The sequence below is a fragment of the Halomonas sp. DP5Y7-2 genome (assembly GCF_019802025.1).
Taxonomy (GTDB): Bacteria; Pseudomonadota; Gammaproteobacteria; order Pseudomonadales; family Halomonadaceae; genus Halomonas; species Halomonas litopenaei_A.
The window spans coordinates 376,481-402,160 of the sequence record NZ_JAHVHY010000001.1; the positions used below are offsets into that span (position 1 = coordinate 376,481).

General features: G+C 64.4%; 20 protein-coding genes. 11 read left to right on the forward strand and 9 right to left on the reverse strand.

What is annotated here, in order from left to right; genetic code table 11:
• Nucleotides 1-24 precede the first annotated feature (24 nt).
• The 4 genes from KUW18_RS01605 to KUW18_RS01620 all read left to right on the forward strand — a co-directional run bounded on the left by KUW18_RS01605 (nt 25) and on the right by KUW18_RS01620 (nt 4,042).
• Nucleotides 25-1,170 carry an ABC transporter substrate-binding protein gene (locus KUW18_RS01605; RefSeq protein ID WP_261396385.1) on the forward strand — a complete coding sequence of 382 codons (1,146 nt, stop codon included), beginning with the start codon at nt 25-27 and terminating at the stop codon, nt 1,168-1,170.
• On the forward strand, nt 1,170-2,174 hold the full coding sequence (locus tag KUW18_RS01610) for a FecCD family ABC transporter permease (protein WP_222560650.1): 1,005 nt from the start codon (nt 1,170-1,172) through the stop codon (nt 2,172-2,174). Before KUW18_RS01605 ends, KUW18_RS01610 begins: the two co-directional genes overlap by 1 nt.
• On the forward strand, nt 2,171-3,274 hold the full coding sequence (locus KUW18_RS01615) for an iron ABC transporter permease (RefSeq protein WP_222560651.1): 1,104 nt from the start codon (nt 2,171-2,173) through the stop codon (nt 3,272-3,274). The genes KUW18_RS01610 and KUW18_RS01615 overlap by 4 nt, the downstream gene beginning before the upstream one ends.
• A 144-nt stretch (nt 3,275-3,418) precedes the next feature.
• Entirely contained in the window at nt 3,419-4,042 is a 624-nt protein-coding gene (locus KUW18_RS01620) for an RraA family protein (RefSeq protein ID WP_222560652.1), read from the forward strand.
• A gap of 111 nt (nt 4,043-4,153) precedes the next feature.
• Here KUW18_RS01620 and KUW18_RS01625 read toward each other — a convergent pair whose 3' ends face one another.
• The 6 genes from KUW18_RS01625 to KUW18_RS01650 all read right to left on the reverse strand — a co-directional run bounded on the left by KUW18_RS01625 (nt 4,154) and on the right by KUW18_RS01650 (nt 14,684).
• Nucleotides 4,154-6,271 (reverse strand): IucA/IucC family protein, encoded by a 2,118-nt coding sequence (locus tag KUW18_RS01625; RefSeq protein ID WP_222560653.1) that lies wholly within the window; start codon nt 6,269-6,271, stop codon nt 4,154-4,156.
• An 80-nt stretch (nt 6,272-6,351) separates the two neighbouring features.
• Nucleotides 6,352-7,116: an HpcH/HpaI aldolase family protein gene (locus KUW18_RS01630; protein WP_222560654.1), complete on the reverse strand. Its 765-nt coding sequence runs from the start codon at nt 7,114-7,116 to the stop codon at nt 6,352-6,354.
• The gene (locus tag KUW18_RS01635; RefSeq protein ID WP_222560655.1) at nt 7,110-9,026 is read right to left on the reverse strand and encodes an IucA/IucC family protein; all 1,917 of its coding nucleotides are present in this window, start codon (nt 9,024-9,026) and stop codon (nt 7,110-7,112) included. The genes KUW18_RS01630 and KUW18_RS01635 overlap by 7 nt, the downstream gene beginning before the upstream one ends.
• A gap of 14 nt (nt 9,027-9,040) precedes the next feature.
• The gene (locus KUW18_RS01640) at nt 9,041-10,399 is read right to left on the reverse strand and encodes a type III PLP-dependent enzyme (RefSeq protein ID WP_222560656.1); all 1,359 of its coding nucleotides are present in this window, start codon (nt 10,397-10,399) and stop codon (nt 9,041-9,043) included.
• On the reverse strand, nt 10,392-12,254 hold the full coding sequence (locus tag KUW18_RS01645; protein WP_222483561.1) for an IucA/IucC family protein: 1,863 nt from the start codon (nt 12,252-12,254) through the stop codon (nt 10,392-10,394). The genes KUW18_RS01640 and KUW18_RS01645 overlap by 8 nt, the downstream gene beginning before the upstream one ends.
• A 294-nt stretch (nt 12,255-12,548) precedes the next feature.
• A complete protein-coding gene (locus KUW18_RS01650) occupies nt 12,549-14,684 on the reverse strand; it encodes a TonB-dependent receptor (protein WP_222560657.1) in 2,136 nt (711 codons plus the stop codon).
• Between the two features lie 525 nt (nt 14,685-15,209).
• On the opposite strand from KUW18_RS01650, the gene KUW18_RS01655 reads away from it, so the two are divergent.
• From KUW18_RS01655 to KUW18_RS01675, 5 genes are all read left to right on the forward strand, one after another.
• On the forward strand, nt 15,210-16,028 hold the full coding sequence (locus KUW18_RS01655) for an ABC transporter ATP-binding protein (RefSeq protein ID WP_315900625.1): 819 nt from the start codon (nt 15,210-15,212) through the stop codon (nt 16,026-16,028).
• Between the two features lie 71 nt (nt 16,029-16,099).
• Entirely contained in the window at nt 16,100-17,113 is a 1,014-nt protein-coding gene (locus KUW18_RS01660; RefSeq protein ID WP_261389546.1) for a sucrase ferredoxin, read from the forward strand.
• 74 nt (nt 17,114-17,187) lie between these two features.
• On the forward strand, nt 17,188-18,072 hold the full coding sequence (gene fhuF / locus KUW18_RS01665; RefSeq protein WP_222560659.1) for a siderophore-iron reductase FhuF: 885 nt from the start codon (nt 17,188-17,190) through the stop codon (nt 18,070-18,072).
• 2 nt (nt 18,073-18,074) lie between these two features.
• A complete protein-coding gene (locus KUW18_RS01670) occupies nt 18,075-19,055 on the forward strand; it encodes a helix-turn-helix transcriptional regulator (RefSeq protein WP_222560660.1) in 981 nt (326 codons plus the stop codon).
• A 200-nt stretch (nt 19,056-19,255) separates the two neighbouring features.
• Complete coding sequence (locus tag KUW18_RS01675) at nt 19,256-21,418, forward strand: TonB-dependent siderophore receptor (RefSeq protein ID WP_374107039.1); 2,163 nt, start codon at nt 19,256-19,258, stop codon at nt 21,416-21,418.
• A 12-nt stretch (nt 21,419-21,430) separates the two neighbouring features.
• On the opposite strand, the gene KUW18_RS01680 is transcribed toward KUW18_RS01675, so the two are convergent.
• Genes KUW18_RS01680 through KUW18_RS01690 form a run of 3 tightly spaced genes read right to left on the reverse strand, consistent with a single transcriptional unit; the run spans nt 21,431 to nt 23,843 of the window.
• Nucleotides 21,431-22,363: a biotin-dependent carboxyltransferase family protein gene (locus KUW18_RS01680; protein ID WP_222560661.1), complete on the reverse strand. Its 933-nt coding sequence runs from the start codon at nt 22,361-22,363 to the stop codon at nt 21,431-21,433.
• Nucleotides 22,360-23,082 (reverse strand): 5-oxoprolinase subunit PxpB, encoded by a 723-nt coding sequence (pxpB, locus tag KUW18_RS01685; protein WP_222485323.1) that lies wholly within the window; start codon nt 23,080-23,082, stop codon nt 22,360-22,362. The genes KUW18_RS01680 and pxpB overlap by 4 nt, the downstream gene beginning before the upstream one ends.
• Complete coding sequence (locus KUW18_RS01690; RefSeq protein WP_222161776.1) at nt 23,079-23,843, reverse strand: 5-oxoprolinase subunit PxpA; 765 nt, start codon at nt 23,841-23,843, stop codon at nt 23,079-23,081. The genes pxpB and KUW18_RS01690 overlap by 4 nt, the downstream gene beginning before the upstream one ends.
• Before the next feature lie 216 nt (nt 23,844-24,059).
• On the opposite strand from KUW18_RS01690, the gene KUW18_RS01695 reads away from it, so the two are divergent.
• Together KUW18_RS01695 and KUW18_RS01700 are read left to right on the forward strand one after the other, a co-directional pair.
• Nucleotides 24,060-24,497 (forward strand): VOC family protein, encoded by a 438-nt coding sequence (locus tag KUW18_RS01695; protein WP_206939600.1) that lies wholly within the window; start codon nt 24,060-24,062, stop codon nt 24,495-24,497.
• A 160-nt stretch (nt 24,498-24,657) separates the two neighbouring features.
• The gene (locus KUW18_RS01700; protein WP_222560662.1) at nt 24,658-25,644 is read left to right on the forward strand and encodes a TRAP transporter substrate-binding protein; all 987 of its coding nucleotides are present in this window, start codon (nt 24,658-24,660) and stop codon (nt 25,642-25,644) included.
• The last annotated feature ends 36 nt before the right edge of the window (nt 25,645-25,680 follow it).

The window sequence follows — 25,680 nt, forward strand, 5'->3', positions numbered from 1 at the left end:
GCAGCGCCATCGTCCCCGAGGCCCTTGCGCTCCCGCGCAGCGCCTTCGGCGCTGCGCGAGCTGCTAAAGCTGCTGGCGTTGCTGTCGGGCGCTCTGCTGTTTGCCGCCATCGCACTGCTGGCCGGCATGCTGCTGTTTGCTGAAACGGCGCGTGGGGACACGGCGCCACCTCCAGCCACCTCTCCGCGTCTGGTCACGCTCTACCAGGGCGCCACCGACAGTGCCGTGGCACTAGGCCTGACGCCGATTGGAGTGGTCGACGCCTGGATGGAGAAGCCCACCTACCGCTATCTGCGACCGGCGCTGAATGGGGTGGAGCATGTGGGCCTGGAAACCCAGCCCAATCTCGAGAAGATCGCCTGGCTCGACCCTGACGTCATTATTGGCACGCGTTTTCGCCACGAGCGGGTTCGCCCGCTGCTGGAACGTATCGCCCCAACCCGCTTCGCGGCCAACGTCTATGACTTCAGGTCATCCCTTGACGAGGTAGCACAAGCCACCGGCCGCGAGGCCCAGGCCCGCGAGCTGATGACCTGCTGGAATGCCCGCATCGCCGACCTGCGTCAGCGGCTGGCGCGGCGCCTGGGCGATAATTGGCCGCAGAAGGCGGCCGTGGTTCGCTTCAAGAGCGATCATCTGCGCCTGTATTCCACCGGCTTTGCCGGAAGCATTCTCGGCGAGATCGGCTTCGAGCAGCCCGATGCGGCCAGCGACCAGGGCTGGGGCATCAAGCTGACCAGCGAAGAGAATATCCCGACGCTGGATGCCGATGTCATCTTCGTGCTGCTGGAAGACGACCCGGCCATCCTGGCCACCTACCGTCACTGGACCGCGCATCCCCTGTGGCAGCGCCTGAAGGCAGCACAGGCGGGACGGGTGTATGAGGTCAATACGGTCAACTGGATCATGGGTGGCGGTATTCTGGCGGCCAACGCCATGCTCGATGACCTGTACCGTCACTATTTTCCCCAGCTTGCATCGTCTGAGTCCGCCGCTTCCGCATCCCGCTCACTGCCGCTGGCCGCTGACTCGACGCCGCTGGCGGCTCGCATGTCCCAACAGGCGCCTGTCGGCCCCAACGACTGCCAGCTGGCCTTCGCATCTGACGCCAGAGCCGCTGCCAAAACCCACAGCTCCACTCGCGCTACTGACGACCAGCAGGATTCTTGATGCTTGACCGCACCACCACCCGTTCGGCAGGACTCGTGCTCGGCATCCTGTTGTGGCTTGCGGCCTTCGCCGCGAGCGTGACGCTGGGCACCACCGACATCACCCTGGGCGATGTCTGGCAGGCGCTGAGCGCCTACGACGGAGGCCGAATCGACCACATCATCATCGTCTCCGAGCGTCTGCCACGGGCCGTCATTGCGACCCTGACCGGCTCAAGCCTAGCCATCGCCGGGGTGCTGATGCAGACCATGACCCGCAACCCGTTGGCCTCGCCTGGCATCCTTGGTATCAATGCCGGCGCCATGTTCTTCGTCGTCGTGGCGGTATCGCTGCTGCCGCTGCATGCCCCAGGGCAGTATGTCTGGGCGGCGCTGCTGGGGGCGCTGGTAGCCGCCTTGCTGGTGCTGGCGCTCAGCCGAGGACGCCGCGGTGAACTGTCTCCGCTGCGGGTGGTGCTGGCCGGGGTTGCCGTCAGCGCCATGTTTCTGTCCTTCAGCCAGGGCCTGCTGATCCTCGACCAGCAGAGCTTCGAGAGCGTGCTGTACTGGTTGGCGGGGTCCGTCTCGGGTCGCGAGCTCGATCTGGTGGTGCCCCTGTTGCCCCTGTTTATTTTGGCGCTGGCTATCACCGCGGTTCTGTCACGTCATGCCAATGCGCTGCTGCTAGGCGACGAGATGGTCACCGGCCTCGGCATGCGCGTGGGTACGCTAAAGCTGCTGCTCGGCCTCTGCGTGATCCTGCTGGCGGGAAGCTCCGTCGCCCTGGCCGGCATGATCGGCTTCGTCGGGCTGATCGTGCCGCACATGGCTCGCGGCCTGATCGGCATCGACCATCGCTGGCTGTTGCCCGCCTGTGGCGTGCTGGGTGCGACCCTGCTGCTGGCCGCCGATATCGCCTCGCGGTTTCTGATGCCACCCCAGGAGGTGCCGGTCGGGGTGATGACGGCACTGCTCGGCACGCCCTTCTTCATCTACCTGGCGCGCAGACGGCAGGTGGCGACATGACCCAGGGACACAACACCTTGTCGACATCCGCCGCCAATCACCGCGCGAACACCTGCCTCAACAGCAGCAGTTCCCTGACCTCACCGGGCTGCTCTTCGCCACGGGAGCGCACAGCACGATATCGCTTCCTGTGGGTGGTCACCCTGCTCGGGCTGGCGCTGCTCGCCAGCATGGGGCTGTCGTTGTCCCTGGGCAGTTTCCCCACGTCGCCGCCCAAGGTGCTCGGCGCCCTGGTGGCACCGGCAGACAGCGACGTCGGCTTTATCATCTGGGAGCTTCGGCTGCCACGCATCCTGCTGGCGGTGCTGGCGGGCGCCGCGCTGGCCTGCGCCGGCGCGATCCTCCAGGGCATCGTCAGAAACCCCTTGGCCTCACCGGACGTGATCGGCATCACCAGCGGCGCAGCGCTGGCGGCCGTGATCTTCCTGGCAGGCCTTCTCGGTTCGCTGAGCATCAGTCTGCTGCCGCTGGCAGCACTCGCAGGGGCCGTGTTGGCCACCCTGCTGGTGGTGTCCCTGGCCTGGCGAGCGGGGCTTGAACCTTCTCGCGTCGTGCTGGTGGGCATCGGCCTTTCAGCGGCCATGGGCGCTGCCACTACGCTGTTGATCGTGATCAGCGACGATGCCTCGGCGCTGCACGCCTACGTCTGGCTGACCGGCAGCCTGTACGCCGCCCAATGGCAGGACGTGCTGTCGCTGCTGCCGTGGCTGTTGATCGCCCTACCGGCCAGTCTCGCGTTGGCTCGACATATGGATGCCCTGGCGCTGGGTGACAGCGTCGCCCTGGGGCTTGGGGTCAACGTGCAACAGAGCCGCCTGATCCTGCTGGCGCTGAGCGTGGCCCTGGCCGGTGCCGCGGTCGCCTTCGTCGGCGGACTCAGCTTTGTCGGGCTGGTCGCGCCACACCTGGCGGCTCGCCTGGTAGGACGCAGCCTGGCGCGCCTGGTACCAACGGCCGCGCTGTGTGGCGCCCTGATCGTGCTGTATGCCGACCTGCTGGGACGGGTGGCCTTTCTGCCCAAGGACCTGCCGGCCGGCATCTTCGTTTCTGCCGTCGGCGCCCCGTTCTTCGTCTATCTGCTCTATCGCCACCGGCAGTAGCCTGAGGTGCTGCTTGAAGTGCTGATCAAGTTCAGCGGGACTGCCGGGTCCAGGCGTAATCACGTCAGCACTGGTGTCTTGCTGATACCGTCTTGCTGACAGCGTCTTGTTCAAACAGCCTCGTCTTTCAATAAGGAGACCAGCATGTTTTACATCGCGCCGCGACAGCAGCGCTTCAGTGACGAACAGATCGAACGCCTGGGCAGCCTGTCGACCTCCACCCTGGGCCACTTCAGTGACCTCGGCGCTATCGCGTCGCTGCAGCCGATTCGACGTCCCATTCGCCTGTTGGGCACGGCGCTGACGGTCAAGATCCCGCATATCGATGGCAGCATCATCCGCGAAGCATTGATCCAGGCAGAGCCCGGCGATGTGCTGGTGATCGACGTGGGCAGCGACCAGCAGCGCGCCTGCTGGGGGGAGTTTCGCGCCTACGCGGCGCTCAAGAAGGGACTTGCCGGGGTCGTCACCAATGGCGCCATTACCGACTGGGACGCCCTCTCTCGTCTATCGCTACCGATCTACGCCAGGGGGACCAGCCCGCTGACCACCCGCTCGCTGTCGTTGGAGGGTGAGATCAACACCTCTGTCTCCATTGACGGCGTCACCATCGAACCCGGCGACCTGATTGTCGGCGATGACGACGGTCTGTTCGTGCTGCCGCCCCATCGCGCCGACGCACTGGCGGAGCGCGCCCTGGCCAAGCAAGCCGAAGAGGCCAGCCGCCGCGAGGCGATGTTACGCGAGCACCCCGACTGGCTGCGCTGAATATCCCCTGTCATAGCCCCGGTCATAGCCCCTGCCATAGCCCCTGTCTTGCGCACAAAAAACGGCGGCATCGGTATTCACCGATGCCGCCGCGTACTTTCTTACGCTAGATCAGGCTTGCTGCAGCGTCCTCTGGCGGTCGGCTAGGCTTGCGGTACTGACACCCTGTTCGACGCAGGCCGTTGCCTCGGCTGTCTGATGCGTCGGCTCCCCCTGGCAGGCCCGTAGCGGGTTGACGGTCTCGCTGACACCGAAGGGCATGCTGCCGGGGCCGCCGGCGCGCTCGATGATCGGTGCGATCAGACGCTTGTAAGGCCAGCTTTCGCGCTCGAACAGCACCGCCTTCAATCGACGACGCTCGCCATCTTCGAAGGGAACGGCGTCGAGCACGCCGTCCAGCACCGCGCTGAGATCCTGCCACAGGGCCCGACTCGACAGGCCGAAATGCCCCGCCACGGTGTCGATGATGGCGCGCAGGTTCACCTGGATGGCCAGGGTCTGAAGCCAGAACACCAGGGCCTCCTGACTCTCGTGGTAGAGAGTATTGGCGTGTCCCTTCTTGATCCGGTAGCACGGGTCCTGCATGCCGTGACGCTCGAGCTGACCGACGTGGATGCGCAGCGAGTCATGGTCCCTGAGCAGCAGCCCTTCGACCTGGCCATCACGCACTACCAGCACGGCATTCTGACCATGGACCTCCGCCAGCATCCCGAGACGCAACATGCGCAGGTTGATCTCGAAGAAGCGCGAACACAGCTCGCCAAACAGGGCTCTGGCGCTTTCGGCCCCATGTTCCATGCCTCGCTGGTCCATCCAGTCGCTGAACAGGTGGTGGGCGCTTGCCGTGTTCTCGCTCGGCAGTGGCGTCCCCAGGGTCGCCATGGGCACCAGCTGCACATCACGCTGGGCCAGCAGCTCCCGCGGATAGCTGCGCACCATGGCGCTGAGATGACGCGGGGCTTCGTCAAACAGGCTGGCATCTTCGGGCATGTAGGCCCACCACTTGCCCTCGTCACACAGGTGCAGGGCACTCGCCAGCACCGGGTCACGCTGCCTGGCCTGGGCCAGCAGCCTGGCGCTGAGATCACCATTGATCATCTTCACGGCGGGCAGATAGCGCGATGCGCCCAGGGAATGAATGGCCATAGGCAGCTTCAGGCTGTGCTCGGAGCAGCGGGTAGACAGCAGCGAGCGCAGTGATGACGTCGGCCACCAGCCCCCGGTGACCGTCTCAAGGGTCACGCAATGCCCCTCCTCAAGGTCCGTGGCTAACCACGTCGGCAGGGCATGCTCGTGCTGCCATGGATGCACCGGCAAGGCCACGTGGGTCTGGTCGATACCCTTGCTTCTCAGCTCATCCTGCAGCGCCTGGCGCTCATCATGGGCCAGCACCCAGTCGGCGGGCACGCTGTCCACGTCACCGCCGTCTGCCGCCTCAAGGCCGGCGCCGGTGCATAGCCGATGGCGCGCCACGGCGACCCAGACGAGCCCCACCGGACGAGCGAACTCCGCCATGTAGGCCTGGTACTCATCGGCACTCATGCCCTGCTTGGCCTTGGCCGTCGGATGGTAGGGGCGATCCAGCAGCGATGCCCATTGCTCCGTCCGCACAAAGTGGGCGTGGGTATCCAGCGCCGCAAGGTCATCGGTGCGCACGCCGTGATGCATCGACGCCTCGGCTTGCCACAGGCTGTCCTCCAGCGCACGCAGAAACACCTGCTGGCCCTTGGTCAAGCCGCTGTGGGGCTGGTCACCGTTGGCCTCGGCTGGCCCTGTCTCTAGCGCTTGCTCCGGCTCCCCCTTCGCCTGGCATAGCAGGCGCATCAGCGCTGGCGCATCCAGCTCGATAGCGCTGGAATCAGCGTCCGGCACGACCAGCACAGGGGTCGCCGGCACCTTCTGCCAGGCCTGGACAATGCCTGGCTCCAGCAGCATGACCAGGCGCTCGCCCTGGGGTGTCTGCCAGTCCCACAGACGGGTCTGGCCCTGCACCACTGCCGCGCCAAACCAGGCGGTGGCCTGACGCCGCGCAGCATCGTCGTCTTCACGCAGCTTGGCGCTCTCCAGCAGCTCCTCGACCAGCAGGCCGTCTACGAGAAACGCCAGAATCTGCTCGCCGGCGCCAGGTGTTTCGACAAATGAATCTGCGCCAGCTGAGCCCGTGACAGCCGAATCAGTGACAGGCACATCAGTGCCGCGAAAGGATGAGGAACCGTCGATGGACGCCATACTTGGGGCCTCCTGTTGGATAGTTGGGCGATCAGGGGTGGGTGATGACGCCAGGCCTTCAGCGTCTGGGGATGGCCGGGTCATGACGCGGCCTCCTGCAATGCCTGGCTGAGGGCGCGAAAGGCAATACCGCGTTCATCGCCCAGCATGAAGGTATGCACGCTGCGTTCGCGCCACTCGGCCTTGGCACCAGCGTGACGCAGGAAGGCGGCGTATGGGATGCCGTGCTCGGCGGCGCTACGCTGTACCCTGGCCAAGGCATCGGTCACCTCGGGATGAGCGGTCTGCCAGGTGACACCCAGAGATTGCGACAGGTCGGCGGCGCCCTCGAGGATCAGGTCCACCCCAGGGACCGCACACAGCGCGTCGATGCGCTCCACGCCGGTGCGACTCTCGATCATCGCCACCACCAGAATCTCGTCGTTGGCCTTGTGCACGTATTCGGCCAGGGAGTGCTTGCCGAAGGAACCCGGCCTTCCGGCGTTCAGGCTGCGGGTGCCCTGGGGGGCATAGCGGCACGCCTGGGCCGCCATTGCCAGGCGCACGGGATCTTCGACACTGGGCAACACGATGCCCTGGGCGCCGCCATCCAGCAGCCGCAGCAGAGTCTTGGGATCGTCATCGGCGACCCGCACCAGCGGCGTCAGCGCGTAGCTTTCTGCGGTGCGAATCATGTGCTCGATGGTTTCCGGGTTGATCAGCACGTGTTCGCAGTCGATCACCACGAAGTCAAAGCCAGCCTCGGCGATCAGCTCGATCGACGCCGCCGTAGGCAGCGACGCCAGCACGCCAAACACCTCGCGCCCTTGCGCCAGGGCGAGCTTGAGTTGATTGGTTCTCAGCATGGCATCGGCTCCCCGCCCTGGTGCTGGCGCGGCGTTGCACCGCCCGGTGCGTGCTCAGCCAGGGGATTGGGCACGCGCTTGACCTGGGGAATGTCATCGCCAAACAGCCGCCGGCGGGTAAGCGCTTCCACTTCCCATTCGGGGACGAAGACGTCGAAGCTGCGGTAGCGCTCGGCATGCTCCGGGTGGGCTTCTTGGTAGGCCACGATGACGTCGGCGACCATCGCCCAGAAGGTCTTCTCCTCCAGGCCAAAATGACGCTTCAGGAAGATCGCCATCTCGGCCAGGGCAATGAAGAAGAAGGCATCACAGGAGTAATCCCGCACCGCATCCAGGTCATCGGTGACGATGAAGGAGTTGCGGTTGCGAGCGGCATGAGCCGCGGGCAGTGGCTCCAGCCTGGGGGCCAGCTCCGGGCGGGCCAGGGCGGCCTCGCTGTAGCGCACGCCATCGTGGAAGTCCTTGAGCGCGATTCTCACCGGCCAGCCATCGCGGTGGATCACCACGATGTTCTGGCCGTGAGACTCAAGCCCGACGCCTTCGGCAAACAGCAGGTGGATGATCGGCAAGGTCGCCACCATCACCAGCTGACGCGTCCAGGCGTCGCGGCCGTGGCGCTCGATCCAGTCGGCGATGAAAGGTGCGTCGGGTTCGCCGTCGGGCTGGCGAGTGAACTGACTGAGCCCATTGAAGGGCACCGCCTGCTCTCCGGGCGCCAGGAACTCGTCGATGTGCTCTCGCCACAGCGCGCCCACCTGGCCATACACCTGGTCATGGCGCAGCCCGGGGAAGGCGCGCTCGTCCAGGGCAACGCCCGCCACCTCACCGAGGATGACCATGCCCGATGCCTTGGCCGTCGTATGGCTGTCCACCAGGGTCTTGAGCCAAGCGGTGATGATGGGCCCATTGGTGATGGTGTGACGGGCCAGGATGCGGGTGCTGGACGTATTGGTGATACCCAGCGCCAGCTTGAGGTAGGGGCGCGGCGCATCGCGCTCGGCGTTCCCCACCGGCGACAAGGTGCGGATCGACTGCTGGGGCCGGTAGCTCAGCTGTCCTTCCCCCAGCAGAGCGATCTCGCCGCGGGCAAGTTCCGGGTACAGCGCCGCAACCAGCACGTTGTCCCACTGCCAGGGATGGACCGGCATCAGTACCACCTGATCGCGCGTCAAATCCTGCTGCTGCAGCCACCCAGACAGCGCCGACTCGACCTCGGCGCCCGCCTCGGCCTCGACCATGGCCGCTACCCGATAGCCGCAGGAAGCCCCTTGATGGGCCAGCCGCCGCGGTACGCCAAGCCACAGCACGCGAAGGTCCTGGCCGAACTCCGGGCCATAGCGGCGGTTGTCATCGAGGCTGAATCCCAGGCGTGACTTGTAGCTGGGGTGATAGCTATGGGCATCGGTGAAGGCCTGCTCCAGGGCATCGGCATCCAGCTGGCGCGGGTCGATCCCGTTACCCGGGCTTGCGACGGTGGACGACTGCAGGTCCTTGATCAGGGTTTCGGTCAGCTCACGAATAAAGCCCGCACCGAGTTTTCCATCGCCACCAAGGGCATGGTCGAGGTCATCCAGCACCTCGAACAGGGTCGGCGATACATCGCCATCTGCGGCTTCCTTCACCAGGCTCGAATGATCCAGGCGCACCAGCGCAAAGCTGTGACAGCGAAACCCTTCGACCCGGTAGCGACCCGGCCCCACCTTCAACCGGAACAGCGATCTGTCGGCGGCATCGGGGGACGCCGACGAGGCCTCCAGGCGGGTTTCGCTGATGGGTTCGAGCACGTCTTCGTACAGCAATGTCTGCAGCAGCTGGCCAATGACGCGGCGTTCGATGCGTTGGCGATGCTGCCAGTTGGCAGCCACGGCAAAGGGCCGCGTGGCGGCTGCCGCGGAGGTAAGTAATGTCATGGGATTCCTCGACGTCAATAGATAGCCACGCGGCCGGGCGCGCTGATAAAGCACTGCTCGGGCCTTGGATGACACAGAAAGTCGGCGTGGGAAATGTTGTAGCCATAGGCCCCGGCCAGGGGCAGCACCAGCAGATCCCCTGGCGCCGGGTCGTTGAGCCAGGCGGCGCGTGTCAGTACATCCTTGGGCGTGCACAGCTGGCCGACCACGCTCCAGCGTTTTGTGGCAGCGGGCTTGGCGTCCGCCTGCGCGCCAGAGCGGCCCTCGGCCGGTGATGGGCACAGCGCAACCACCGGGTGGTCATGGCCCTGGGCGGCGGGCAGGCGAAATTGGTGGGTGCCGCCACGGCAGATCACGAAGTTCTCGCCGTGGCTCGACTTGGTGTCGATCACTTCCATGACGTAATAGCCGCAGAAGGCTGAGACGAAGCGTCCAATCTCGAAGCGCAGGCGTGGCGCATCGTCCATGTGCTCAAGGCGCTGTCCCAGATGAGCGCACAGCGCCGGCCAGTCGAACTGCTCGCCCGGGGCAGATGGCGCTTGGTAGTCAACGCCGATGCCGCCCCCCACATTGAGCTGGGTGACCGACGCCGGATGTTCGGCCAGTGCTCGCCAACGCGGCCAGCGATCCAGATAGCTATCGAGCAGTGTCTTGTGCTTGTGCACGCTGCGCTGGTGGGACATGGCGTGCACGTGAAAGCCTACCAGCCTGAGGTGGGACGCTGCCTCCACCGCCGCGACCGCCGCGCCGAGTTCCGCCTCGTCGATGCCGAACGGTGTGGCGGTGCCCGCCATGCGCAAGCGACTGGACAGCGACTCGGGCAGACTCGGATTGATACGCAGCAGCACGCTCTGCGGCTCACCTCGCGCTGCCGCCAGGCGCTCAAGACGCGCAATTTCACCGAGACTCTCCACATGGAAGGCCTCGATACCCTCGTCCATGGCGCGCTGCATCTCGCTATCCAGCTTGCCGGGGCCAGACAGCACCCAGGGCAACGCCTGGGTCGCCTGGCGCATCCGCGCTATCTCACCGCCGGAGGACAGCTCGAAACCATCCACCAGCGGCGCCAGGGTCTTGAGCATCGGGGCCTCGCTGTTGGCCTTGATGGCATAGAACAGCTCGACGCCCTTGGGCAACGCCGACATCATCCAGCGCGCCCGCTCTGCCAGTGCCTCCAGGTCGTAGAAGAAGGCCGCGACCGGGTCCTGGGCGTCTGCCTGATGGGCCAATATGGCCTGGCGCACCGCCTCGGGGATGGCGTGAGCGGAACCAGGGGCTACTGCTGCAGAACGCTCCGCCACCACTGGCGTATCAGCGGCGTCGCCCCTCGGCACAGCGTCAGCCAACGGGCGGTTCAGGGTGACATCAACCATGGGCCACCTCCCGGCGCGGGCTCGACACCGCGCGCCAGGGGCTCGGCAAGCGCACGTATTCTGCATGCCGATCCGCCTGGGCCATCAGCCTGAGCTTGAGGTTGGTCTTGCATGGCAGCGCGTCACCGGCAAGCAGCGCATCAAGCTCGGGGGTAGCCCTCCCGGGAGATGCCTGTGACATCTCGCTCAAGCGGTCCCTTACTCGCGCCAGCTCGTCGGCGGTGGCGTCCCACAGGTCATCGGCAAGGGCAGGACGCTGCCAGCTCAATGCCAGGATGGCCTCCGCCAGATGATTCAGCAGCAGGCAGTAGGCGATGCGATTCCAGCCTTTCTCTCGGCTGTAGACCATCGACTGGCGGACACGGGGATCCAGCGTCTCGCCGGCCAGCCAGTCCACGCCCAGGTCAGCGGTCAACTTGGTGCCTTCGAAGTCGCGCAGCAGCATCCGCTGCGGGCGTCCTTGCTGATGCACCAGCACACAATTCTGCAGATGGGGCTCGACCACGATGCCGTGCCGGAAGTACAGCGCGAGCACCGGCTCTACCAGGGTCTTCAAGTAGGCACGGAACCAGTCGAGTCGCTGTTCGTCGCTGCTGTCCGCGGGGCCGACGCCATAGCTGCGCCCGACCAGATCGAGCACCATCGGCGTCAGTTGGGTATCCCGGGCAAACACCGTGGCGGACAACAGGCAGCGCTCGGCACCAAAGCGACGGCAGAAGTTGTCGCGCAGGATGATGCCGGTCTGTTCACAGAACCAGCGGCGCACCTCGGGATCCTGGCCATCGGCGTCATCGTCGCTCGGCGTCCAGTGCAGCGTGGCGGGCTCGCGGGCGACCTCCAGTCGCTTAAGCGCGGGATCCCCCGCCTCGACCAGTTGCGCCATGATGCGGTCGATCACCAGCGTGCTGGCCAATTCGTACCAGGCGTTCTTGCGCACGCAGTTGGTGATGCGCACGTTCAACGAGCCCTTGATGAACCAAGGGTGATCCTCCAGGTACCAGGTACGCATGGACGCCGTGGGCACCGCCTCGAAGCCGCTGGCGCCAAGATCGCGAATCCGCCCGTCGGCCAGATAGGGGGCGACCTGGGGCGAGCGCCGGAACAGCTCGGCCTGGATCGGGTGCATGGCCAGTACCACGCGGTCGTCGGCGCTGTCGGCTGCCTGATCCGCTGCCTGCTGCAGCAGCTCCTGCGGCGACGGGCCATTGCTGTTGATGCGCAGGCCCTCTGCCGGGAACGAGAACTGGTGCAAACGTGTTGCGATACCCGACTCCGGCGAACAGGCAACGCCGGCATCGGGAAGATCCTCAGGCCATTGCCGCGCCTTGGGGGTCGGGTGGTTGGGATGTCCGAACCATAGCCCCTGTTCGCTGGACGCATAGTCGCCAAGGGGGTGCCGCTCAGGACGCTCGCTGCGACGATCAGATTGGTCGGCGCGTGACAGGATATCTTCCATCACGCGCTGACTCAGCAGAACCTGGTCGCGGAATTCCGGATTGGGGAAGGCGTCACGCCAGGGCCCGTCCTCCAGCAATGCCGCTACCAGCTCAGCCGTCTGCGCCGGGCGCCAACGCGGGTCCGTAGGACGCCGCAGGTACAGCTCCGATACATAGGCATGAACGCCCAACGCCGAATGCCGGTCGACCAGCACAAACAAGCTAAGCGTCGGTGACCACGCAATCTGCAGCGGCCATCCTTTATCGGTGTGGGGCAGGCCCTGCCGATGGGCAGGCCAGTGGTGGCTCAGCAAGTCCTGGGGAATACCCACTTCCTTGATGATGCCGTTGAGCAGGGCATGCTGCGAGGCATGCCGAGCAATCTCGCCAGGGGTGCGAGTCTGTAAGGGGAATTGCATATGCAACCTCCGCAAGGATTCCATCCTTTGTTGCTCTCTCTGGCTACGGCGCACGACCGCAGGCCTGAGAAAGTCGCGCTTTCCTGGCTAGTCACTAGGCGAAGGGGTGTTGTTGTTGCGTTGTTGTGATGGTGTTGCTGTAGCGGTTGTTATGACGATTGATCGGACGATGGTCGTGATGACCGTGGTGAAGGTGTGCTGTGCTGCGTCAGCGAGCGATTGGCCAGGGCCGCTCAAGTGGCCCGCCGCCGTCCTGACGGCGGGCCTTGATCAAGCGCTCCTGAACGTTCGCTCCTAGAACTCCACGCTATAGCCCAGGGTCAGGGTGCGACCACGGCCAGCAAAGTAGCGGTCGTCGTTGACCAGCGCACTCTGGGAGTAGTAGGTGATGTAGTCCTCGTCGAGCAGGTTGGAAACGCCGACGTTGATCTTGCCGGTCGGCAGGCGATAGCCCACCGCGGCGTCGACCAGCAGGTAGCCATCGAACTCACGCTCTTCTTCATCGTAGGACTCGTCGAAGGCGTAGTTGGCCTGCAGGAAGGTGGACAGCTTGTCGGTCCAGTTGGCGGACCAGCTGCCGACCAGACGGTCCGGCGACACATCTAGGCCGGACAGCTCGGCGTCGAGATCACCATCGTTGTCGCTGTCGTACAGCCCCGTCATATGGGAGTAGGCCAGACGACCAGAGTGGCGCTCGGTAAAGGCATAGTCCACCGAGGCCTCGATGCCGGTGATCTGGGTTTCCTGACGGTTCATGATGAAGACACCGTCCTGCTCGGTCAGACGACTGCCGAAGTCGGACGTGGACTCGTAGTAGCTCAACTCAGCCGCCAGCCGATCGTTCTCGTAGCGCACACCGGTCTCGATGTTTTCGGTGACGATGGGGCGCAGGTTGTCGATGCTGTCGACCGACTGTCCCGGCGTATCGATCCCTCGCAGCGCTCGTCCCACATCGGGAATGGAGAAGCCTTCTGAGTAGTTGGTGAACAGGCTTACACCCTGTACCGGCTTCCATACGGCGCCCACGTTGTAGAGCGTTTCATCGAAGTCGGGGTTGCCACCTTCCACGTCCACACCGTTGTTGGCCCATACCGTCTGGTAGTCATCGATATCCAGCTCAGCGTACTCGTAGCGCACGCCGGCGGACAGCAGCAGGGAATCGACAGGGGCGAACTCGGCCTGGAAGAACGGTGACAGGTCGGTGTAGTCGGTGGGCGGCACGTAGGTGCGGCCGCTGCCGTACAGGTACTGTTCGGTCTCGTCGAACAGGGTATCGAAGCCACCGGTCAGCTTCAGTCGGTCATCCCACAGGTCATCCTTGGTCAGCGAGACCTTGGTACCGAACTTCTCGGTCTTGGCAGAGCTCTGGTCGTAGTAGGTGCCCAACGGCGCCAGCGACGGGTCCTGGAAGGTGCCGGAATCGGTGGCTCCGAACAGTGCCTCGTAATCCTGATAGTACGCCTGGGCGCTCAGCTGCATGCCAGCCAGGTCGTAGTTGTCATAGCTCAGGCCCGTCGTCCACACCTCGTTGTAGGGTGCATCGCCCTCGGGCGTGCCACGCTCGGAGGTGGTCGGGATGCCCGCATCGCGATCGCCGGTCACGCTGACGTAGTCATTGTGGCCTTCGATGTCGTAGTGGTTCAGGGTGAACTGCACGCGCTGGTTGTCGTCGATCCAGTAGGCCAGCTTGCCCAGCAGGTCATAGCTGCGCGAATCCATCAGATCGCCCTGGGTGTTATCGACCCCGACAGGATCGCCCTTGCCATCCAGATAGAGCCCCTGGTCCTCATAGCTGAGGCCAAACACGTAGTCCACGGCACCCTCATTGCCGCTGAAGCCGTAATCGGTCTTGTAGCTCAGGGTGTCGCCGTCCAGTTCACTGGTGGGCGTGGTCAGCTGCGCGCTGAAGTGCTGGTTGAAGCTACCCGGCTCCGGTCGCTTGGTGATGATGTTGATCACCCCGCCAGCAGCCCCCACACCGTTGGTCGCGTTGGCCCCTTGAATGACCTCGATCTGCTCGACCTGGGAAAAGTCGATGGTGTGCGATTCACGGCCGGTGGGACGCAGCGGGTTCGACTGGGGAATACCGTCGATCAGAAACAGCGGCGTGCGGCCCCTCAGGGTCTCGCCACTGCCGGTCATTTTCTGGCGGTTGGGGGAGTAGGACGGCAGCAGGTTGCTCAGGATCTGCGACGAGTCCGTGGTCACATCGAGCTGCTGAGCGATCTCTTCCTCGGTGATGATGCGCACCGTCTGGGGCGAGTCTTCCTTGGTGGTATTGGTCCGCGAGGCGGTCACCACCATGGTCGGCCCTTGATCTGCACGGGCTGCATCGGAGGAAGACGAGGAAGCGCTGGTCTGCGCCGCGGCGTGCTGAGCAATGGCGAGGCTCAGTAGTGAGACGGTGGGCCATAGAGCATGACGATTCATGTCGTGCGTTATTCCTTGTGGAGCTATCGTTCGAATGATCTGCGCAGCGACTGATTCAGGCCTGTCGCCCCCTTCGCCCGTGGCGGAGGCGGTGACTCCAGCGCGAGAGACGACATCGGCCGACATGACGGTCAAGCCTTCCCTGTTCCCAATGGGTCTCCGCAAGCGGAGGTCCTGCTGCACGCCTCTCATCTGATATCGTGCTGCGTCGTTGTTACTACCGCATCTCTAAATGAGAACGATTATCCTAATTAATCGAATTTGCGCTGTCCATGATGTTCGAACGAACCGTTCGTCATAACCTCACAAGATTTTGTGCTTAAACGACTGGTCAAAAGCGCACGAACAGTGCTGCAAGCTGTTTCGCCAGATTGAAAATGAGAATGTTTTGTCATACCGTCGACAGCCATTTTGCCCTCAGCAGAGACGCGCCCCATGTCGTCGTCCCCCTCTTTTCCGCCAAAGCCTTCGCGCCCGGCCCCTCGCCAGGCCGCGTCACATCGACTTCAGGGGACAGCCCTGACAGTGGGATACGAAGACCGGGTGGTGCTGGATGGCGTCGACATCACCATCGCACCGGGCAAGTTGACGGTACTGCTTGGGCCCAACGGCAGTGGCAAGTCGACGCTGCTCAAGACACTGGCGAGAACGCTTAGCCCGCAGTCGGGACAAGTGCTGCTGGATGGCCAGGCGATCCACCATCAGTCGACCCGTGAGGTGGCCAAACGGCTGGGGTTGCTGCCCCAGGGACCGACCGCCCCGGAAGGCCTCAGCGTGCGCCAACTGGTGGCCATGGGGCGCTTCCCGCACCAGCGACTATGGCAGCGTGACGCTCGTCGTGACGCCGAGGTCATCGCCGAAGCCATGGCCTACACCCACGTGACCGAGTTCGCCGATCGTCACGTGGACGCCCTCTCCGGAGGTCAGCGCCAGCGCTGCTGGATCGCCATGGTCCTGGCCCAGCAGACCGATTTGATCTTGCTCGATGAGCCCACGACGTTTCTCGACCTCAAGGTTCAGGTCGATCTGCTCGAGCTGTTGACCGGCCTTGCCCACGACCAGGGTCGCACCCTGCTGCTGGTGCTCCACGACTTGAACCTGGCGGCCGCCTACGCCGACGAACTGGTAATGTTGCGGGACGGCCGCATCATCACCAGCGGCACGCCGGCTGACGTGTTTACCCGCGCCAACCTCATGCAGGTCTTCGACCTGGACGCCCAGGTGATTCACGACCCGGCCAGCGGCAGGCCGCTGTGCGTGCCGCTCAAGCGACGCTCGGACAGGGCCGGCAGCCCACTGCTGGAAGACCGCGACCAAGCCGCCGCCTGCACGCGGCCTTCCTGAGACGGCACCCCACGCACCGTGAAATCCCGCCTCGTGAAAACCAGTATCGTGACAGCAATCCCCGTGCCGATATGAACAGCGCCAGCCACACCACCATCAATACCGCCGTGATCAACAAGACCTTCTGCACCGACCTCAGCCGCCAGCTGGACGATCCCTTGCCCGGCAGCGGCGCCCACGCCGAGCGCAACCTGCTGATCAGCTGGCCCCGGGCCAAATGGCAGCGCAACCTGCGCCACGCCAGCGACATGCCACAGCGCCTGAAAGACAGCCTGGATGGGTTGGCCGCAAGCGGTCGCCGGGTCAATCTGATTCACCGGCGCGACCAGCCAGACGGCCTCCACGAGGTCATGCTGATGCCAGAGCGCCAACGCCTGCGTCTGGATCTCGATGCCCTGCTGGCGTTCGCCGAGGCGCTGGCCTCGGGTTCCGACCTGTCCGCCTGGCCATCGCTCCCCCAACGCGACGATGTGGTGCTGTGCTGTACCCATGGCAAGAAGGACAAGTGCTGCGCACGCTATGGCTTTCGCAGTTACAAGGCCCTGGCGCACGCGGTCGAGCAGCAGCGCTTGCCGTTTGACGTGTGGGAAAGCAGCCACCTGGGTGGCTGCCGCTTCGCCGCCAGCATCATCGTGCTGTCTCCGGTGCGCAAGTACGGCCGTATCGATCCCGAGCACGCGCTACCCATGCTGCAGGCCGAAGCCCAGGGCAGGCGCTATCTACCCGGCTACCGTGGCGCGTCCGCGCTGACACCGGTACAGCAGTGTGCCGAGGTCGCCCTGCTCGGCTGGCTCGATGAGCACGACGCCACCAGCGCCGCCGGTGGCGTGCAGCTGACACTGGTCGAGGACGTGGCTGGCGCCGACGCTGGAACCACCGCCGATGCCGATAGCGTCAGCATTCACTGGCATTGGAGATCCACTGACCATGAAGGCGTCGTCCATGAGGGCCGAGCACAAGTGCTATGTCGCTCGATGACCCTTGATCGCGTGGACATGTGCTCGGACCTGGCAGAAGGGCCGAGCGCAAGCCAGGTGTGGCGAGCCATCAGAGTAGCACCAGCTAACGAGAATCATTACTCTTGATAACAATTCGCATTTAATCTACTGTAGTCGCCGTTGGTCTTTCGACCTCAAGCCTCCGGCCTGCAGGACGCCCCATGACATCAGCGCTTTCCCGTCTGTATTGCGGTCCCCTGGAACACCTCACGGTGCCTACTGTGGCAGCGACCTTGCCCGACGACGCCATGCCAGCAGAGACACTGCTCGAGCCTGGCGTGCTGGACGAGCTGATCGAGCGCTACACCACTCAGTTCAAGGGAGAGGATCTCAAGGCCGTTGCCTCACTGTGGTCGAAATGGCACTTTAGCCAGCTTGCCGCCCACACGCTGGCGTCCAACCTGCTGCTGGAGCGGGACCTGCCGGTGGCACTGGACGAAATGGGGATCTATCTCAACGAATCAGGCTGCACCCACGGTATTGCCTTACGCCATGAGGGCACCCCGCTGCCATCACTGGATGCTTTCGAGCGCTTCGAGCGCTTGCTGCAAGGCCATATTGCTCCTTTGATCGACATGCTGGGTTGCGTTTCCGGCGCCTCGCCCAAGGTGTTCTGGAGCAACTTCGGCGGCTACTTCGACTACTTTGCCCGTGGGGCTCACACACACCCCATGGGCTCACCCGACGCCGCCGAGCAAGCGCTGCGGCTGCTCGATCACCGGGTGTATCCCGATGGCCGGCGCAACCCTCTGTTCATGCCGGTTCGCTACCTCCAGGACGATCAAGGCGAGACCCAGCGCATTCGCCGCGTATGCTGCCTACGCTACCGCCTGGATGACCTGGCCTACTGCGGCACCTGCCCGCTGGATGACAATGCCCTGGCAGCCCGCGCCGCGGCCAAGCGCCAGAACCAGAATCAGAACCAGAACCAATCTGGCGACACCTCCAGCGTGGTGCAGACCTTCCCTGCGGCCAAGGACGAAGGCGAGCGCCAGGCGCGTCGGCCCTCCTTGCGCAACGCCACGTCTCGCGTTGCCGCCGGCTGACGATGCCCCCAGCCCGATCCCGCCCTCTCGTCGGCGCGCCTGCCGAAGGCATCCAGCCACGCCTCATTCGCGCCGGTGACTTTCTTGGCTTTGCGCAACGCCACGGCATCGACTATCGCTTCGCCGGCATGCGCTCGCCCCAGGTGGCCCGCGACCTGGCCGTGCTCAGGGGGCGTGTGATCGAGGAGCAGGTACGCCCTGGCTGGCATCTGACGTTTTCCGACGTCGAGGTGCTGACGCCGTATGACTCCTGCTCCACCATGGCCTCCCCCCTGTTCGTCTGCGTCGTCCTGGAGGGCGCCATTCAGGTAGATCAGGGCGGGCGTCGCCAGCGCCTTTCCGCCGGCAGCGCGCTCAGCGCCAGGCTCGCCGACCAGGTGGCCCTGCGTGTGCACCAGGACGCCGGCCAGCGCCTGCGCACGCTGAACCTGTCCCTCGACGAAGCGGCCATCCACGCACTCAGCCAACGTCCTGAGATCACCGAGCTTCTCGACTCGCCGCGCCCTCACCTGCATGTCTGGCCCCTGCCCGGCTATCTGGCACCGATGCTTGAGCAGGCGGTCACGCCGCAACCCTCGGCAGGACAGCGACAGCTGCTGCTGGAGGCGATCGGACTGCAGCTGCTGGCCCATGGCCTGCGTCATCCCGGAGCGCATCAAAGCGGTCTGCAGCTGGCAGAACGCCAGCGCCTGGAGCGGGTACGTCAAACCCTGCACGATGCCCCTGCTCACCCTTACAGCCTCGAGCAACTCGCCGAGCTCGCCTCCATGAGCCAATCCGGTCTACGCGCAAAGTTCCAGCGCCTGTTCGGTGTCTCGGTCTTCGACTACCTGCGCGAACGCCGCCTGATGCTGGCCTATGAGCTGCTGTCTCGGGGCGCCAGCGTACAGCAGGCCGCCTTCGACAGCGGCTACGGCCATGCTTCCAATTTTTCCACCGCCTTCCGCCGTCGCTTCGGGGTATCTCCCAGGGATGTCGGCTAGGCGGTGGCTCACGCATAGCCGCAGCACTCCCACCAGCTTGGCACGGCAATCGTTCAACAGCCTGTCACCGCGCATAAGGATCTTGGCGATACGCATAGGAAGATGGCGCCATTAAAATGGAATAATTCGCATTACCGAAAAACACGCTTCCAACGCCATCTCCTGGCTCGACTCATACGGTAAGCCCTTCCATGAACACAATGACCTCCCCCGGCCTGCGCCGCCAATGGGCGTCGACGCCACTCGCGACCGCCATCTCTCGTGCATCGCTGGCGATGCTTGGCCTGTCGTCGCTGATGCTCTCTGCTAACGCCCTGGCACAAGCCGCCGACAACAGCGCGGCCGACAGCGCAGAACTCAGCACCATGACGGTCACCGGTGAAGCCGCCACCAAGACCGACACGCCGTTTCTGGAGACCCCGCAGGCCACCTCCAGCGTCAGCGCCGAGGACATCGAGCGACGCGGTGCCCAGTCCGTGCAGCGGGCTCTGGATTACACCCCAGGTGTTTATACCAATCAGATCGGTGCATCCAACCGCTACGACTACATCGTTCTGCGCGGCTTCTCTGACGGCAGCGTGAGCAATACCTTCCTCGACGGCCTGAAACTGATGGGCGACAGCAACAGCTACAGCTCACTGAAGATTGACCCGTGGATGCTGGAAAGTGTCGAGGTGGTCAAGGGCCCGGCCTCGGTGCTCTACGGTCGAGCCTCCCCCGGTGGCCTGGTGGCCTTGACCAGCAAGCGGCCGACCTTCACCGATACCCCCACCGGAGAGGTCCAGGTCGGCTTTGGCAACAACGACCAGCGCCGTGCGGCCTTCGATATCACCGGTAGCGTCGACGAAGGACAGCGCGCCGCCTTCCGCCTGACCGGCGTCGCCCGCGCCGCCGATACCCAGTTCGACCCGGTGGAGGAAGAAAGCTATGCCATCGCACCGTCACTGACCTGGGACATCACCGACGCGACCACCCTGAACCTCAACGCCTACCTGTCTCGTGAACCCGAAGGCGGCTATCACGCGGGCTTGCCCTACGAGGGCACCGTGACCAGCCACGCCGGCCAGCACATCGACAACACCTTCTTCGAAGGCGAAGACGACTACGACAACTTCGAGCGTGACCAGAACCTCTTCGGCTATGAGCTGGAGCATCGCTTCGGCAACGGGCTTATCGCTCGCCAGAAGCTCAGGTACCTGGAGTCGGATGTCACCATGGACCAGGTCTATGCCTATGGCTGGGCCAACGACACTGAGCTCTATCGCTACTATTCAGGCGCCGATGAGGACTTGGAAGCCTGGACGGTAGACAACCAGCTCGAGGCCAGCTTCACCACCGGCGGGCTCAACCACCGCGTGCTGACGGGGGTCGACTATCAGACACGGGAAAACGAGGTGACCTGGTCCAGTGGCGCCTTCCCGCAGATCAATGCCTTCAACCCCAGCTACGGTGCAGGCCCCGTCGGCGACATCGCGGTGACCACCCGCGAGACCCACGAGCTCGAGCAGACCGGCGTCTACCTGCAGGACCAGATCAGCTGGGACCGCTGGCATCTGACCCTGGGTGGCCGTTACGACTGGGTCGACATCGAGAATACCAATCGCGATAGCGGTGACAGCTCCGAACTGGATGAAACTCAGTTCAGTGGACGGGCCGGCCTTCTCTACGCCTTCGATAACGGCGTCTCACCCTACGTCAGCTACTCCACGGCGTTCACTCCGACCAGCTTCGTCGATGCATCAGGAGATCTGCTTGAGCCCATGGAAGGCGAGCAGGTGGAAACCGGCCTGAAATATCAGCCGCTGGGCACCCAGGACCAATACTCCATCGCCCTGTTCCACATCACTCAAGACAATGTGGCGACCAAGGAGCAGCCCACTGACCCTTACCGCGCCATTGGTGAGATCGAGTCCCAAGGCATTGAGCTTGAAGCCCGCACCCAATTCACCGACGAGTTGAGCATGCAGGCGAGCTACGCCTACACCGACATTACCTACGAGGAGAGCGATGTCCCCGGTGAAGAGGGCAACGACGCCATCTACTCACCCAAGCATATCGCTTCGGTGTGGGGCTACTACGATGTCGCCCGCGGACCTTTGGCCGGCCTGAACACCGGCCTGGGGGTGCGTTACCACGCCGATATCCAGGCAGATCGCGCCAACACCAAGTCGGTTCCGGACTACACCCTGGTCGATGCCACCCTTGGCTACGACTTCAGCCGCGTCGGACTTGAGGGCGTGAGCGCTCGACTCAACGTCAACAACCTGCTGGACGAAGACTACGTCGCGTCCTGCAACTCCCTCGAGTTCTGCTACTTCGGCGCCGAGCGCAGCGTCAGTGCTACCGTGAGCTATCAGTTCTGAGTCTGACGGCGATCACTCAGTACGCCATGCATGCAGGCACTGCAGATGGTCCCGCCGAGCCTGTTCGGGAGACACCGCCTTGAAGCGGACCCGTGTCCCGGGCAGGCACTGGGCCAGGCGTGCACAGGCAAGCGGCGTCAGCGCACCCAGACGCGGGTAGCCGCCGATGGTCTGACGATCGTTCATCAGGATGATCGGCTGGCCGTCGGGAGGCACCTGCACCGCACCCAGCGGAATACCCTCCGACACCATGCCCTTCATCCGGCCTTCAAGGCGCGCCCCGGTCAGGCGAATGCCCATGCGGTCGGCACGCTGATCGATGGTCCAGTCCTGGTTGAAGGCACGGTAAAGGCTGTGTCCGTCGAAGCTTGCGAGCTGAGCGCCCGTTACCAGCGCCAGCTCGAGCGGCTCCGATGAGGCAGTCAGCGTTGCCGCGCTTGGGGCCAGCTCTCGCGAGTTCACACGCTGGTGTGGCGCTTTCGCCTCCACGCGGTCACCCGCCACCAGGGGACGTCCCAGGCCATCCAGACCGCCCAGGCCCTCCCGCACGGTGCTCGAAAGACTCCCCATCACCGCTTCTCCGGCCACGCCCCCCGGGAGAGCCAGATAGGCGCGCAGGCCCTTGCTGGGACGCTCGAAGACCAGTCGCTGTCCTTGCTTCAGCGTCAGTGCCTGACCGGGAGCGATGGCCTCGCCGTCACGTCGCGCAGCGAGATCCGCCCCCGCCAGCGCCACGCAGATATCGGCCTCGGCGACCAGCTCAAGCCCCCCCACCATGACTTCGAGACCAGCGGCGTCCGGAGCATTGCCGAGCAGCCAGTTGGCCCATCCCAGCGCCACCCAGTCCATGGCGCCGCCCTGGGTCACGCCAAGATGACGCACCCCACCACGTCCACCATCGACCACCAGTGCCATGGGTCCCGCACGTTCCACCTTGAGACTCATGCGCCGCTCTCCTCGGCCGGGGGTTGGGGGGTGGTGTCGCCGCCCTGCGCCTCGAAGGTAGCGCGGTCGATGGCCACAAAGCGCACGCGATCACCGGGCTTGAACAGGGTGTAGCCCTCGCGCTCGCGATCAAACAGCTTCACCGCGGTTCGCCCGATCAGGTTCCAGCCACCGGGAGAAGGAGCCGGGTAAACCGCCGTCTGGCGATCCGCGATACCCACGCTGCCCGCGGCCACCTTCTGGCGCGGGGTCTTCAACCGCGGCGTCGCCAGAGCGTCCTCGACCAGCCCCATAAAGCCGTAGCCAGGCGCAAAGCCCAGCGCGAACACGCTGTAGTCACGCGCACAGTGACGGCGGACGACCTCCTCGACCGTCATCCCGGAGCGGCGCGCCATCAGCGTTAGCTCAGGACCGACGGAGGGGTCGTACCAGACAGGAATCTCATGCAGGGTGCCTTGTTCCGCCGCCTGGGGTGACAGTCCATCAAGTGCCGCCATGAGGCGTGTCCGGGCCTCCGCCAACGACAGTCGCTGGATATCGATCTGGACCAGTACCGTGGTGTAGGACGGCACCACCTCCAGGGCAGCGTCGCCAAGGCGCTGGCGAATCGCGTTGGTGGCCGCCAGCACCCAGGGCATATGCGCTTCGTCGATGGCATCAAACAGCCTGACGATCAGGCTATCGAAGGCGACTGTCTCCAGTCGTGGGCGTGGCGTCATGCCTCCTCCAGTCGGTCGAAGGCCTCACGAATGGCCCGGACGGCGGCCACGGAGCTTTCGTTGTCACCGTGCACGCACAGCGTATCCGCAGGCAGTTGCAGCGGGGTCCCGTCTCGGGCCGCCAGAGGCTCCCCCTTGGCCAGCGTGACCGCCTGGGCGACGATGGTCGACTCATCATGATGCACCGCTCCCGGTTCACGCCGAGACACCAGCCGCCCCTGCTGGTCGTAGGCTCGATCGGCGAACACTTCGAACCACAGGGAAACGCCCTCCTCCGCCGCCAACGCCCGGACGTCATCGGTATCGGCGGTGGACATCACCAGCAGCGGCAGGCTGGCATCGTAGGCACGCACGGCGCGCATGGTCGCGCGCAGCAGGTCCTGGCCCGCCGGGCTGTTCACCGCCATATCGTTGTACAGGGCACCATGGGGCTTGATATAGCGGACTCGAGAGCCTTCCGCTCGACACACACCATCCAGCGCGCCGATCTGATACAGCAACAGGTTCTCCGCTTCGGACGGCGACACCGCCAGGCTGCGCCGTCCAAACCCGACCAGGTCCGGGTAGCCGGGGTGCGCACCGATGGCCACGTTGTTGGCCACCGCCAGGCCGACGGTGCGACGCATCACGTCGGGGTCGCCCGCATGGAAGCCGCAGGCAATGTTGGCGCAGTCGATATACGCCATCACGTCGGCATCGCGGCCTATCTTCCAGGCGCCGAAACTCTCGCCGACATCGCAGTTGAGGAGGGGGATCGGCATAGGGCCACCTTATTGTTGTCGATGAAGTGTCATTGAATGATGTCGCTGTCTGAATTCTCGATCAAGCCGCCGGGCAGCGTACCGGCATCGCCCCGAGACTCGCGTCATCGCTGCGCAGCAACAAATTCAGCGTCAAGATTGACGACAGCAGCTCACCCGGCCAAGAATCACTGACACTACCCTGTCAATAACGCCCTATCCAACCGGAGACTTCCCATGGCTGTCAGCGATCCTTTCCATCTGGCCATCCAGGTCCGCGATATCGACGAAGCCCGCGAATTCTATGGCAACTTTCTCGGCTGCCCCGAAGGCCGCAGCTCTGAGTCCTGGGTCGACTTCGACCTCTACGGCCATCAGTTCGTCTGCCATCTGAATCCAGCGCTCAAGGATGCCGCCAGCGCTGCCCACAAGAATCCGGTCGACGGTCACGGCGTGCCGGTACCGCACTTCGGCGTGGTCCTCGAGATGCCAGCCTGGGAAGCCCTGGCCGACAAGCTCAAGTCCCACGGCGTGGAGTTCGAGATCGAACCCTATATTCGCTTCAAGGGCGAGCCAGGCGAGCAGGCGACCATGTTCTTCAAGGACCCTTCCGGCAACGCGCTAGAATTCAAGGCGTTCAAGGATCGCGACAGCCAGCTGTTCAAGAAGGCCTGACCACCGGTCCGGGCTGCGTCAGTGGTGTCGGTTGATCTTCAACGCCGCCTTCACTGACGCTGACGCAAGCATCGCCTCATCGCTAGGTTCGACAACAGACTCAACGACTCACTCGACGACAAGCTCAACAACACACTCAACAACAACAAGGTTCGCCATCATGCCCTGTCTCCGCTCTCTTCGTCTGGCGGTTGCCGTTGCCTCACTGACGGGCCTGGCATCCGCCGCCCAGGCCGCCGATTGGAACCTGGCCACGCCCTACGGCGACGCCAGCTTTCACACCGTCAACACCAAACAGTTCGCTGACGATGTCCGCGAGGCCACCGACGGTGAGCTGGATATTACCGTGCACTCGGGTGGCTCGCTGATCAGCCATGGCGAGATCAAGCCATCGGTCAGGCGTGGCACCGTCCAGGCCGGCGAGATCTTCCTGTCGATTCTGTCCAACGAATCCCCCGTCTTTGAACTCGACACCCTGCCGGGCCTCGCCGGCAGCTACGACGAGGCATGGGCGCTGTGGCAGGCAAGCAAGCCCGTCATTGAAGAATTGTTCGCTGAACAGGGCATGAAACCGCTGTACGCGGTGCCCTGGCCCTCCCAAGGCATCTACACCGACATCGCGCTCGACGATCCAGCCCAGTTTGAAGGGCTCAGGGTGCGTGCTCCCAACATCAATACCCAGCGCCTGACCGAGAATCTCGGCGGCCTACCCACCGAAACCGAGGAGTCGGATATTCCGACGGCCTTCTCCACGGGACGCGTCGACGCCATGATCACCTCAGTGTCGACCGGTGAGTCCATGGCCGCGTGGGACTACGTGTCCCACTTCACCGATGCCAACCTGTGGATCCCGAAGAACATCATCTTCGTCAATCAGAAGGCCTTCGACCGTCTCGACCAGGCCTCTCAGGACGCACTGCTGGAGGCCGCCGCCCAGGCCGAACAGCGTGGCTGGGAAGCCAGCAAGGCCGACATGGCAGGCAGCGCCCAGGCCCTTGAGGAGAATGGCATCACCATATCCGAGCCCGTTGATGCGGTGGCTAAAGCCCTTTCCGAGGCTGGCGACACGCTGTTCCAGGACTGGGAGAGCCGCGCGGATGATCGCGCCAAGGCGCTGATCGAGGAGTACCGCAGCAACATCGAGTGAGTCAAGGCAGCGCGGATTGCCGATCGCTGGAGGCCA